Source organism: Kribbella sp. (assembly GCF_035655035.1).
GTDB lineage: Bacteria > Actinomycetota > Actinomycetes > Propionibacteriales > Kribbellaceae > Kribbella.
Map to the genome: position 1 here is coordinate 1 of NZ_DASRVN010000715.1, position 11,434 is coordinate 11,434.

Here is an 11,434-nt window from a genome sequence, read left to right on the forward strand (position 1 = left end):
CCGGCGCGCTTGCCGGCGATGTCCCACAGCGCCTGGTCGATCCCGGAGATCGCGTTGTTGGTCACGGGTCCGCCGCGCCAGTACCCGGAGTACGACGCGAGCCTGGTCAGGTCGCCGATGTCGCCCGGGTAGCGGCCGACCAGCAACCGGGCGAGGTGCTCGTCGACGAACGTCTGCACCGCCTTCCAGCGCTGCGTGAACGTGGCGCAGCCGAGACCGTACAGGCCCGGCTCGGTGGTTTCGATCTTCACGACCACCAGCGGGATGCCTTGCGGCGCCGTGACGATCGCCTTCACCTCGCGGATCCGGAGGTCGTCGCGGACCGGCCACGGCTGGTCGAAGTTCGAGGGCATATCAGGGCTCCAGAGGAAGGGTGGGTAGTTCGAGTTCGTGCCGGGCCTGGAAGCCCAGCATCGTCCGTACTGCGGTCAGGTCCATCGGTACCTCACGCCCGACGAACCGCCGCAGCCGCGGCACCTCGGGTGCGTACGCGTCCAGCAGGTCCTCGGTCGCGTACGGCGCGCTGCTGGTGCCCGCGGCAACGAAGAACGTGTGCGCGCCGGTCAGCGGCGCGGTCAGCCCGAGCTCCACGACGTACGCCGCGTCCCGGGTGTCCAGGTACGTCCACGCCTCGCGCAGCCCGCTGACCGGGTTCTCCCGGACGTGTCCGGCCATCCGCTCCAGGGCCTCGGCCGAGTTCACGTGCGGGAACCGGAAGGCGACCACGTCGATCCCCCAGCGGCGCCACGCCATCCGCGCGGTGTTCTCGTCGTTCTGCTTCGACAGCGAGTACCAGTCGCCGACGTCGCTCGGCGCCTTCTCGTCCCACGGGAAGTACGCCGGGCGGATCTCGTGGGGGTTGAACGGTACACCGGTGGCGTTGATACTGCTCGCGATCACCGCCCGGTCGATCCCCAGCGCACCCGCCTGCGCGAGCACGTTGAAGGTCGACACCACGTTGATCGTGTACACGTCGTACGGCGTGCCGGCGGACGGATGCGCGAGCGCCGCAAGGTGTACGACGTACTCCACACCCTCCAGCGCTTGGGCCACGTCCGCCTCTGACCGAGTGTCACCGATCAGCACCCGGTCCGCCTTGAGGTCCGGGTGCGGGACGTTCGACAGTGCCGTCACCTTCGCGCCCAGGGCGTTCAGGTGCTCGACCGTGACCAGGCCGATCCGGCCGGCAGCCCCCGTGACCAGCACCCGCCGGCCGTTCAGTTCACTCACTCTTTGATGCCTCCGGACATTCCGACGCCTCGCAAGAACTGCTTCTGGAACAACAAGAACAGCACCACAGGTATCAGAACCGCGAGGAACAGCGCGCTCATCTGCAGCGAGATCTCTGTGGTCTTCTGCACACGTGGCAGCGCGACCGAGATCGGCTGCAGGGTCGGGTCCGGCAGGACCAGCAGTGGCCAGAGGTAATCCTTCCACGAACCGATCACGGTGAGCAGCGCGACGACGCCGACGATCGGCTTCGACAGCGGCAGGATCAGCGCGGTGAACACCCTCAGGTTGCTCGCCCCGTCGATCCGGGCCGCCTCGATCAGCTCCCGCGGGATCGCGTCGAAGTACCGCTTCATCACCAGTACGTTGAAGGCGCCGGCCGCTGACGGCAGCCAGACCGCCCAGAACGTGTTCTGCAGGCTGATGTGCAGCAGCGGCATGTCGAGCACGGTCATGTACAGCGGGACCAGCGAGATCACTCCGGGCAGGAACAACGTCGCCAGCACCGCACCGGTGATGATCGGGCCCCACTTCGGGCGCAGGACGCTGAGCACGAACGCACCCGTCGTACAGACGAACAACGTCGAGATCATCGAGCCGATCGCGATGAACGCGGTGTTGCCCAGGTAGGCGCCGATCTGCACCCGGTTCCAGGCGTCCGGGATGTTCTTCAGCTGGATCCCGGACGGCCAGAGCTGCATCGGGCCGCTGAGGATGTCCTGGCTGGTCGACACGCCGGACTTCAGCAGCCACAGCAGTGGGCCGACGCCGGCGATCGCGACCGCGATGAAGATCAGCACCTGGATCACCGGCAGGCCGTACCGGACCAGACCACGCTGCCGGTCGGCGGTCGAGATGATTCCGCGCTCGTAGCTCATGAGGTACTCCAGCGGCGAGTGACGAGTTGGTAGACGGCCGACAGCACGCACAGCACCAGCGCGAGCAGCACACTGAGCGCGGTCGCGGCGCCGAAGTCACCGTTGATGAACGCGTAGTGGTAGATCAGCAGCAGCACCGTCGTGGTCGCGTTGTTCGGGCCGCCGCCGGTGAACAGGAACGGCTCGGTGAACACCTGGAACGTCCCGATCAGCTGCAGCAGCATCATGATCAGGATGATTCCGCGGATCTGCGGCAGCGTGACGTGCCAGACCCGGCTCCAGATCCCGGCGCCGTCCAGCTCGGCGGCCTCGTAGAGGTCCGTGCGAACGCCGGTCAGCGCCGCCAGGTAGATGATCGAGGTCGCGCCGGCACCGGCCCAGGTCGCCTCCAGCACGATCGCCGGCATCGCCAGCGTCGGCGAGTTCAGCCAGGCGAACGGCCCGATCCCGAACCAGCCGAGGATCGCGTTGAAGACGCCCGCGCCACTCGGGTCGTAGAAGAACGTCCACAACAGGATCGCGGCCACCGGCGGTACGACGGCCGGCAGGTACGAGAGCACGTTGTACAGCCAGCCGGTCTTGCGCAGCTCGCTGACGAACACGGCCAGGAACAGCGGCACGGGGAACCCGAAGATCAGTGCCAGCGCCGCGAAGTACAGCGTGTTCAGTGCCGCCTGCGGGAGCTGCGGGTCGGTCAGCACGTAGCTGAAGTTCGACCAGCCGACCCATTCTGCCGGTTGGACCAGGTTGTTCTTCTGGAAGCTGAGGACCAGGCCGCGGACGATCGGTCCCCAGGAGAAGTAGAGGAAGATCAGGACCAGGGGCAGCGCGAAGAAGATCGCGCTCAGCCCGCCGGAGCGGTACCAGGTCATCACCGACCTGGCACTGCTCCGGCTCTGCTTGGGCGTGCGTAGCTGGAACATCGGGGTTACCGGGCCAGACGCGCGTCGATCTTCGAGGCGGCATCGCTGACCAGCTTGTCGATGTCCACATCCTTCTTCGTCAGCACCTGCTGGACGACCGGGTCGAGCAGCGAGTAGACCTCCTGGCCCTTGTTCGACGGCTCCGGCAGCAGCTTCAGCGTGTTGGTCGAGTCGATGTAGCTCTGGAACTGCTTGATCGGCACGTTCACGTACGGCTCACGCCACTTGTTGTACTGCGCGTACGTCGACTCGCTCAGCGGGGTGATACCGGGCCGTCCGACGAAGCCCTTGTCCGCGATCGTGCTCTTCGCGTCCGCCACCGCGGCGGCCTGGTTCGTGTACTTGTCGAACTGGTCGAACTTGATCCACTTCAGCGCCGCGACGATCTCGTTCTTGGTCGCCTTCGGGCTGATCATCTTCAGCGAACCGCCGGTCAGCGTGCCGTGCGGGCCGCCGTCCTGGGGCAGCGCGGCCTCACCGAAGTCGGCGGGCTTCATGCCGAACTGCTTGACGCTCATGTCGTACGCGTCGGGCGCCTGCAGGACCATGCCGATCTTTCCGGCCGCGAAGTCCTGACGGACCTCCTCCTGGTTGTAGAGGAACCGGCTGCCCATCGAGTTGTCGGTCCAGCGCATGTCCTTGAGCAGCTGCAGCGCCTTCTTGGTCGGCGCGTCGTTGAACGTGCTCTTCTTGCCGTCCGCGCTCTCGACGGTGCCGCCCATGCTGTACGTCATCGTGGTCAGCATCCAGCCACCGGTGTTGTTGGTGGTGAGCTGCGCGTACCCGGCCTTACCGGTCTTGTCCGCGATCTGCTTCGCGTACTGCCGGACCTCGTCCCAGGTCGTCGGCGGCTTGTCCGGGTCCAGGCCGGCCTGCGTGAACAGCTTCCGGTTGTAGGCCAGGCCGACCGAGAACACGTCGGTCGGTACGCCGTAGATCCGGCCGTTGGCGTCCTGGACGATCTTCAGGACGTTCGGGTTCAGGTCCTTGGTGAGGTCGACCGTCTTCAGCTCGTCGGTGATGTCCGGCAACTGCTTGTTCGGGATCATGTTGGCCGGCTCGGTGAAGCTGATGCTCATCACCGTCGGCAGCGTGCCGCCGGCGACCTGCGCCTGGAAGGTCTGCGCCTGCCAGCTGGTCTCGGTCGACTTCACCGTGATGTTCGGGTACTTCGCCATGAAGTCCTTGACCTTCTGGTTGAAGGCCTTCAGGTCGTTCGGCTTGTCCGGGGTGGGCCGGTCCCCGACCGTGATCGTGACCGCCGCCTTCTCGTCGACGGCACCGCCGCCACCGGACGCGCCCGGGGTGGTGCCCTTCGCACACCCCGCGGCCAGCAACAGCCCAGCCACTCCGAGGGCAGTCCCAAACCGGCCCCACCTGCTCGCAAACGTCATCGGAACTCCTCAGGTTTCCGGATGCCGCCGGTGTGCTCTGAGCCACACACCGGCCAGGTCCCGAGTAAGTTAAACCAAGCGTGTTACTAACTCAAGACCTGGATGCACCTGGTTGCGGTAACGCTTTCGCAACGTCGTAAACGGGTGGAGGTCGCCGGCCGCGAGGCGTCAGGATGGCGGCATGCACCTGCGACCGGCGACTGCTGCCGACTTCCCGTTCCTGCTGGAGATGTTGCTCGAGGCGTGCAACTGGGACGGGACTCCCTGGTACGACGAGGCGAAAGTGCGCGCGGACCCGCGGGCGTGGGGTTACCTCGGCGGGTTCCCGCAGGAGGGCGACTTCGGGGTGGTTGCCGAGCTCGACGGCTCCCCCGCCGGTGCCACCTGGGCACGGCTGCTCACGGCGGACGCGCCGGGGTACGGGTACGTCGCGGACGACGTACCCGAGCTGACCCTCGGCGTGGCGCCCGGGTTCCGGCGGCGCGGGGTAGCGCGCGGCGTACTGACCGAGGTGATCGCGCGGGCCCGCGCGGCGTCGTACCGGCAGCTCTCGCTCAGCGTCGACCCGGACAACCCCGCGCGGACCCTCTACGAATCACTCGGCTTCCACAAGGTCGGCGTCGTCGGGACGTCCGACACGATGGTCCTGGACCTTTAACCGAAGCCGCGGACCCGGAACTGCATCACGCGGTACGGCCAGCCGGCGTCGGTGTTCCACTGGCTGACCGACAGGTGCATGTCCGACAAGGTCGAGCCCGGGATCACGTACCCGCCGTACAGCTGTGCCACGTGGTTGTCGTCCTCGGAGCCCCAGGCGCCGCCGTAGATCAGGGTCTGCCGGTACGCCGTGTACAGGTTCGACGTCGGCGTGTCCATGATCATCCCGTCGATCCGGTAGTCGCCGGCGTTGAACCAGGTCAGCACCCACTTCCCGCCGAGCGGCCGGAGGCTCATCTCGCCGAAGCTCCCGGACAGGATCGGCGTCGCGGGATTCCCCCACGCCCAGGCGCCGTTCAGGTATCCCCAGGGCTCGTACGCCGCCGGGTTCGCGATCTGCTCCTGGCGGACACGCTTCAGGATGATCGGCTTGTTGCGCTGGAAGCCGGTCGAGTAGACGTACACGTACCCGTCGTTCCCGAGGCCCCAGGTGAGCAGCTGGAACATCCCGCCGTCGATGTTCGGGTCGAACTTCGCGCCGGTGTGGTACCAGCTGGCGCCGGAGTCGTCGGACCGCCAGATCTCCGTCCACACGACGTTCCCGAGGCCCTTGTTCACCATCGCGTGCAGGTACATCGAGCCGCCGATCGTGATCACGTCGGACGGCAGGACGGTCGAGAACGTCGGGTTGTCGTGCGGGTAGTCCCAGAGCTGCTGGGCCGCGTCACCGCCGACCGCGCCGGACCACGTCACGCCGCCGGCCAGGTCGGAGGTCGTCGACCAGAGCGCGACCGGCGAACGCCACCAGCCCCCGCCGACCATGGGCTGTTCGAACGTGTCGCCGAACATGAACAGCAACCGCCCGTCCGGCGTCCGCGCCGGGATCCCGAGGTCGGTCGCGGCCATCCGGAACCGGTCGGTCAACCCCGGCCCGGTCAGGTCGGCCACCTTGTTGGTCAGCACCGCCTGGGTGCTGCCGAACGAGCGGCCCGGCACGGCAGCGAGTACACCGGCACCGACCGCGGCCTTGAGGAACGTGGATCGCTTCATCATCTGTGGTGACTCCCGGCATCAAGGGGGCGGACTGATGGGAAATCGATTTCTGCCACACCATCCCGCACGCTTGCCGTGGAAGTCAACCCTCAACCCACATCCCCCGAAAGTGGGGCCGTGCCGCTGGACAGGTGGTGTCGGCAGCCCGGTGGTGCGCGTGAGCGTGAACGCGGCCGTGCGTACGGCGTCTCGCAGGTGCACTACCTGTCGAGCCGCGGATCGCAACCGCTCGAACGCCTCACCCAACCCCTGTACGGATTGAGGGTCAGGGGATCTCGTAGGTGCCGTCGAGGCGGGTGCGGGCGAGGAGGTGGCCGGTGATCGCGGTGCGGAGCTGGTCGAGGGTGAAGCCGGGTGGGAGGTCCGGGGACCGGTCCAGGGCGTACAGCTGGAAGACGTACGCGTGCGGTCCGTGGGAGCGGATCGGCATCGGACCGATCCAGCCGCGGCGACCGAGCGGGCCGCGGCCGTGGCGAAGGTTCGGGACCGGGCTGGGGTCGGCGAGCGCGTTGGCCGGGAGGGCACCGGCCGCGGGGTCGATGCCGACGGTGAGGACATGCGTGGCGGGAGTGCTCCGCGGTACGTCGGGGTCCTGCACGATCAGCGCCAGCTCGACCGTGCCGTGGGGCGGCTCGGTCCAGGTGAGGGCGGGCGACACGTTCGCGCCGAACAGGTGACCGCGGTGCGCCGGCGGGATCGGCGTACCGTGCTCGAAGGCCGGGCTGGTGAGCGCGAAGGTCTCCGGCGCCTGGAGCTCCGGGCACGCCCACACGAGCGTGTCGTGCCCAGCCCGTCGGCCACGCAGCAGTACACCGAGCGGGTTGGCCACCATCGCCGGCTACCTCCCGGTGGCAACCGGCCGGCTCGGGTCGGTCACCCACTCGGACCAGCTGCCGACGTACACCGTCGCCGGGATCCCGGCCGTCTCCAACGCGAGCGCCTCATGCGCCGCCGTCACACCGGAACCGCAGTACACCCCGACCTCGGCCCCGTCCGTCACACCCAACCCCGCAAACCGATCTCGCAACTCACCGGCCGACCGAAAATGCCCGCTCTCGGTCACATTCGCCCCGGTCGGCGCATTCACCGCCCCCGGAATATGCCCCGCCACCGGGTCCATCGGCTCCACCTCCCCGGCAAACCGCTCCGGAGCCCGCGCATCCAGCAAGATCCCGCCAGCAGCCACCGCCGCAGCCCCCTGCGCATCCAGCACCGGCAAATGCCCAGGAGTAGCGACAAAACCGCCGGAAACCTCGCCGGCCGGCGGGACCTCGGTTGTCAGCTCTCCCCCGGCGGACTGCCAAGCAGCCAGGCCGCCGTCGAGGACCCGCACGTTGGTGAGGCCGAAGTAGCGGAAGGTCCACCAGGCTCGGGCGGCGGACATCGAGGTGGCGGCGTCGTACACGACGACCGGAGTGTCGGCGGACGCGATGCCGAGGCGCCGGAAGGTGGCTGTCACGGTGGTTGCGTCAGGCAACGGGTGGCGGCCCGGCCCGGGTGGGCCGGCGAGTTCGGTGTCGAGGTCGACGAAGTACGCGCCGGGCAGGTGACCGGCGTCGTACGCCTCCTTGCCGGGCGGACCGGCGAGGTTCCAGGTGACGTCGGCGAGCACCGGAGCGGTGTCCAGCGCGCGCAGTTCCTCGACGGTGATCAGCGGACTCACGATGCGGCTCCTCCGAACGGCAGGACCTCGGGTGACAGCGTCGCGCGGGCGCGCGCCTGGGTGAGTCGGCGACGGAAGTGCCGGCGGCAGAGGACCTCGTACGACACCTCGTCGTCGTGCGTCGCCATGTCACCCACCACCATCTGACGGCCTTCGGTCACCATCTCCCCACCGATCGTACGGGCGTTGTGCGTGGCCCGTTCGCCGCACCAGCACAACGCCTCGACCTGCAGCAGCTCCATCCGGTCCGCGAGCTCCACCAGCCGCGCCGACCCGGGGAACAGCCGGGCCTGGAAGTCGGTCAGGATCCCGAAGCAGAACACGTCGACCTGCAACTCGTCGACCAGCCGCGCGAGCTGCTCGATCTGCAGCGCGCTGTAGAACTGCGCCTCGTCGCAGACCACGTAGTCGATCCGCCCGCCGTGCGTGAGCTCGCCGACCACGTAGTCCCAGAAGTCGAACTCCTCCCGGACCTCGACGGCGTCCGCGGACAGCCCGAGCCGCGACGAGAGCACCGACTCCCCGGCCCGGTCGTGGCTGGTGAAGATCCGCCCGAGCCGGCCGCGCGCCTTGTGGTTGTGGTCCATCTGCAGCGCGAGTGTCGACTTGCCGCAGTCCATGGTGCCGGTGAAGTACAGGAGCTCAGCCACGGGCGAACATCCTGCCAAGTCAGCGGACCGGCGCGCACTCCGGGGTGTGTCGGAGGGGTGGGTTGGGATCTGGGCCCTGGGTCCGTTTGAATGAATCGTGCGCAAACCCCTGCTTCTCGTCCTCGCGGCCTGCCTGCTGGCCGTCTCCGCCGTCCGGCCGGCCGCGGCCGCGCCGGTCCGCTCCGAGGCCGGGCTGCGGGCGTACTTCGTGATCACCGCGCCGAACCAGACCGCCAAGGTCACCGGCGCGATCACCCAGAACGGCGGCACGGTGTATGCGACGTACGACGCGATCGGGGTGATCGTCGCGCATGCGACCGCGACCGATTTCGCGGACAAGCTGCGCGGCGTCGACGGCGTCCAGAAGGCCGGCGCGACCCGGACCACGGACCTGCCGGCCGAGGTCGGCAACCCGGCGATCCCGCAGCAGGTGCCGGAGGTCGCGACCACGCAGCCGGAGACGGACCGCGCGGACATGGCGCAGATCGGCGCGGACCGTGCCTGGACGAAGAACCCGGGCTCGAAGAACGTCACGGTCGGCGTACTGGACACCGGCGTGGACGACCAGCACCCGGATCTGAAGGCGAACTTCGACGCGAGCAGGTCGGCGTCCTGCGCGTACGGCAAGGTCGACGCGCGTCCCGGCGCCTGGCGGCCGGTCGGTGAGCACGGCACGCATGTCGCGGGCACGATCGCGGCCGCGAAGAACGGCATCGGGATGATCGGTGTCGCGCCGGGTGTCCGGGTGTCGTCGATCCGGATCGCCGAGCCGGGCAGCCAGTTGTTCTTCCCGGAGAACACGGTGTGCGCGTTCATGTACGCCGCCGACAAGGGCGTTTCGGTGACGAACAACAGCTACTACGTCGACCCGTGGCTGTTCAACTGCCCGAGCGACAAGGACCAGGACGCGATCGCCGAGGCGGTACGGCGGGCGGTCGCCTACTCGGACTCCAAGGGCGTCGTGAACGTGGCTGCGGCCGGCAACGAGAACTACGACCTGGCGAACAAGACCGACGACAGCTCCAGCCCGGACGACTCGACCGTGACCGACCGGCCGGTCACCAACGACTGCATCAGCCTGCCGACCGAGCTGCCGAACGTCGTGGTGGTCGCGTCGGTCGACCCGACCAACCTGAAGTCCCCGTTCTCGAACTTCGGCGTGAACAAGATCAACCTCGCGGCGCCCGGCCAGGCCGTCTACTCGACCGTGCCGGGTGGTGGCTACAAGATCCTCGAGGGTACGTCGATGGCGTCGCCGCACGTCGCGGGTGTCGCGGCGCTGCTTCGCAGTGTGAACCCGAAACTCACGCCGGCTCAGGTCCGGGCCGAGCTCGCGCAGCAGGCCGACGACCTCGCGTGCCCGGCGGGCTCCGCGGGTCAATGCACGGGGTCGGCCGCCGACAACTCGTTCTACGGCGAGGGTTTGGTGGACGCGGCCGAGGCGGTCGGTGCCGCGGCCGCGCACCCCCGGGGCGCGGTCGCGGTCGCGCAGCCGTCCGAGCAGCTCGGCGTCGGCGGGATCCCGGCGTTCCCACTGCAGCTGAAGGGCACCGGCGGCACCGGTGAGATCACCTACACCGCCGTCGGCCTGCCGCCTGGGCTGAGCATCGACAAGACCAGCGGGTGGATCGTCGGCGTGCTCACGCCGGGCTCCGGCCGCTACAAGGTGACGGTCACCGCGCGCGACGGCGAGGCGAAGACCGCGATGACGAGCTTCTTCTGGGACGTCTGGAGTTTCTAGTACCCGGCGTCGATCAGCAGCGGGATCTCCATCTCGTCGGGCGTGAGGGATCCGTGCAGGCCGATCAGCGCGGCTTCCTGCGCGTGGCGACGGCTCGCGACCAGAGCGACCGGGCCGAGAGTCGCGACGATCACGTCGCCGAGCCGCGGTGACACCCGGTCCTCGACGGTCGGACCGAACCAGCCGCGCGCGATCGCCTCCGCGCGGGTCAGCACCAGCGCCTTGTCCCCGAGCCGCGCGCGGTACGTCGCCAGTACGTCGGCCTCCGCACCGGGAACGCAGTACAGGTGCCGAAAACGGGATTCGCCGCCGACCAGGCTGACGCCCTCGGTCAGCGCGGGGTCCGCGTCCAGGTCGACGCGGTGCTCGGGCGCGACGTCGATCATGCCGTGGTCGGCGACGACGATCAGTACGGCGTCCCGCGGCAGCGCGGACCGTACCTGCTGGGCGAACGTATCCGCCGCGGTGAGCTCCTTCTGCCACTGCCAGGAGTCGCAGCCCTGCTGGTGACCGATGTAGTCGAGCTGCGAGTCGTACACGTACACCAACGACGATCGGCCTTCACGGCTCGCGAACCGCGTCGCGTCCAGCCGATCCTCGATCGTGTCGGCGCCGCGGTGCATGCTCCCCCGGAACGCGGCCGCGGTCAGTCCCGACTTCTCGAAGCGCACCTTGCTCACGTTGCGGGTAGCGATGCCCGCGGCCGTCACCCGGTCGAACACGGTCCCGTGCGGTTGCCAGCGCCGCGGATCCACCGGAGCGTCCCACTGCAACGCGTTCAGCAACGCGCCGCTCTCCGGGACGATCGACGTGTAGCCGACGATCCCGTGCGCGCCCGGCGGCAGGCCGGTACCGAGGCTGGTCAGGCTCACCGCGGTCGTCGACGGGACGCCCGCGGTCAGGCTCCGCCCGGCCAGCGAGGACAGGTACGGCGCGGCGTCGGCGTACCGCTGCAGCAGGTTCCACCCGAGGCCGTCGAAGAGCAGTACGGCGTACCGCGCCGCGGGTGGTAGCCCGAGGACGTTGGTCTCCCCCGGCACCGACAGCGCACCGGCCACCGACGGCAGCACGTCGGCGAGGGCACCCCCGCCGTACTGCGGGGAAACCGGGGCGATCACGGCACTACCTGCTGGTGGCGAACGAGAGCGCCTTCGCGAACTCGAGCACCTGCTGGATCCCCGCCGGGCCGTCCGCCGCGGCGGAGATCCGCAGCGAGATGTCGTCGGCCGCGACCGAGCCGGTGTA

12 protein-coding genes and 1 pseudogene are annotated in these 11,434 nt (G+C 68.8%); 2 read left to right on the plus strand and 11 right to left on the minus strand.

The window, feature by feature from the left end; all coding sequences use genetic code 11:
- The 5 genes and pseudogenes from VFF46_RS37100 to VFF46_RS37120 form a co-directional block, all read right to left on the minus strand.
- Positions 1 to 353: pseudogene (locus tag VFF46_RS37100) on the minus strand (starvation-sensing protein RspA); the annotation flags it as partial.
- A 1-nt stretch (position 354) separates the two neighbouring features.
- A complete protein-coding gene (locus tag VFF46_RS37105) occupies positions 355 to 1,230 on the minus strand; it encodes an NAD(P)-dependent oxidoreductase (protein WP_325041948.1) in 876 nt (291 codons plus the stop codon).
- The gene (locus tag VFF46_RS37110) at positions 1,227 to 2,108 is read right to left on the minus strand and encodes a carbohydrate ABC transporter permease (protein WP_325041949.1); all 882 of its coding nucleotides are present in this window, start codon (positions 2,106 to 2,108) and stop codon (positions 1,227 to 1,229) included. The genes VFF46_RS37105 and VFF46_RS37110 overlap by 4 nt, the downstream gene beginning before the upstream one ends.
- A complete protein-coding gene (locus VFF46_RS37115) occupies positions 2,105 to 2,980 on the minus strand; it encodes a sugar ABC transporter permease (protein ID WP_325041950.1) in 876 nt (291 codons plus the stop codon). Before VFF46_RS37115 ends, VFF46_RS37110 begins: the two co-directional genes overlap by 4 nt.
- Before the next feature lie 56 nt (positions 2,981 to 3,036).
- Entirely contained in the window at positions 3,037 to 4,425 is a 1,389-nt protein-coding gene (locus tag VFF46_RS37120; RefSeq protein ID WP_325041951.1) for an ABC transporter substrate-binding protein, read from the minus strand.
- Positions 4,426 to 4,606: 181 nt separating this feature from the next.
- Between VFF46_RS37120 and VFF46_RS37125 the strand changes: the two genes are divergently transcribed.
- The gene (locus VFF46_RS37125) at positions 4,607 to 5,083 is read left to right on the plus strand and encodes an N-acetyltransferase (protein ID WP_325041952.1); all 477 of its coding nucleotides are present in this window, start codon (positions 4,607 to 4,609) and stop codon (positions 5,081 to 5,083) included.
- On the opposite strand, the gene VFF46_RS37130 is transcribed toward VFF46_RS37125, so the two are convergent.
- The 4 genes from VFF46_RS37130 to VFF46_RS37145 form a co-directional block, all read right to left on the minus strand.
- A complete protein-coding gene (locus VFF46_RS37130) occupies positions 5,080 to 6,135 on the minus strand; it encodes a DUF4185 domain-containing protein (protein ID WP_325041953.1) in 1,056 nt (351 codons plus the stop codon). The two genes, VFF46_RS37125 and VFF46_RS37130, sit on opposite strands and share 4 nt — an antisense overlap.
- Positions 6,136 to 6,400: 265 nt before the next feature.
- On the minus strand, positions 6,401 to 6,967 hold the full coding sequence (locus VFF46_RS37135) for a YbhB/YbcL family Raf kinase inhibitor-like protein (RefSeq protein WP_325041954.1): 567 nt from the start codon (positions 6,965 to 6,967) through the stop codon (positions 6,401 to 6,403).
- A 6-nt stretch (positions 6,968 to 6,973) separates the two neighbouring features.
- On the minus strand, positions 6,974 to 7,798 hold the full coding sequence (locus VFF46_RS37140) for a sulfurtransferase (protein WP_325041955.1): 825 nt from the start codon (positions 7,796 to 7,798) through the stop codon (positions 6,974 to 6,976).
- The gene (locus VFF46_RS37145) at positions 7,795 to 8,448 is read right to left on the minus strand and encodes a thymidine kinase (RefSeq protein ID WP_325041956.1); all 654 of its coding nucleotides are present in this window, start codon (positions 8,446 to 8,448) and stop codon (positions 7,795 to 7,797) included. Before VFF46_RS37145 ends, VFF46_RS37140 begins: the two co-directional genes overlap by 4 nt.
- Positions 8,449 to 8,545: 97 nt before the next feature.
- On the opposite strand from VFF46_RS37145, the gene VFF46_RS37150 reads away from it, so the two are divergent.
- Positions 8,546 to 10,189, plus strand: a complete 1,644-nt coding sequence (locus VFF46_RS37150; RefSeq protein ID WP_325041957.1) for a S8 family peptidase — start codon at positions 8,546 to 8,548, stop codon at positions 10,187 to 10,189.
- Here the strand turns inward: VFF46_RS37150 and VFF46_RS37155 are convergent.
- Both VFF46_RS37155 and VFF46_RS37160 read right to left on the minus strand, forming a co-directional pair.
- Positions 10,186 to 11,307, minus strand: a complete 1,122-nt coding sequence (locus tag VFF46_RS37155; protein WP_325041958.1) for an alkaline phosphatase family protein — start codon at positions 11,305 to 11,307, stop codon at positions 10,186 to 10,188. The genes VFF46_RS37150 and VFF46_RS37155 overlap by 4 nt on opposite strands.
- Positions 11,308 to 11,311: 4 nt before the next feature.
- On the minus strand, positions 11,312 to 11,407 hold the full coding sequence (locus tag VFF46_RS37160; protein ID WP_414673135.1) for a hypothetical protein: 96 nt from the start codon (positions 11,405 to 11,407) through the stop codon (positions 11,312 to 11,314).
- Between the last annotated feature and the right edge of the window lie 27 nt (positions 11,408 to 11,434).

What these genes read in the sequence shown, in the direction of transcription:
- VFF46_RS37125 (WP_325041952.1), top strand. Translation starts at nt 4,607, where the DNA reads ATGCACCTGCGACCGGCGACTGCTGCCGACTTCCCGTTCCTGCTGGAG.
- VFF46_RS37115 (WP_325041950.1), bottom strand. Translation starts at nt 2,980, where the DNA reads ATGACCTGGTACCGCTCCGGCGGGCTGAGCGCGATCTTCTTCGCGCTG.
- VFF46_RS37120 (WP_325041951.1), bottom strand. Translation starts at nt 4,425, where the DNA reads ATGACGTTTGCGAGCAGGTGGGGCCGGTTTGGGACTGCCCTCGGAGTG.
- VFF46_RS37110 (WP_325041949.1), bottom strand. Translation starts at nt 2,108, where the DNA reads ATGAGCTACGAGCGCGGAATCATCTCGACCGCCGACCGGCAGCGTGGT.
- VFF46_RS37135 (WP_325041954.1), bottom strand. Translation starts at nt 6,967, where the DNA reads ATGGTGGCCAACCCGCTCGGTGTACTGCTGCGTGGCCGACGGGCTGGG.
- VFF46_RS37130 (WP_325041953.1), bottom strand. Translation starts at nt 6,135, where the DNA reads ATGATGAAGCGATCCACGTTCCTCAAGGCCGCGGTCGGTGCCGGTGTA.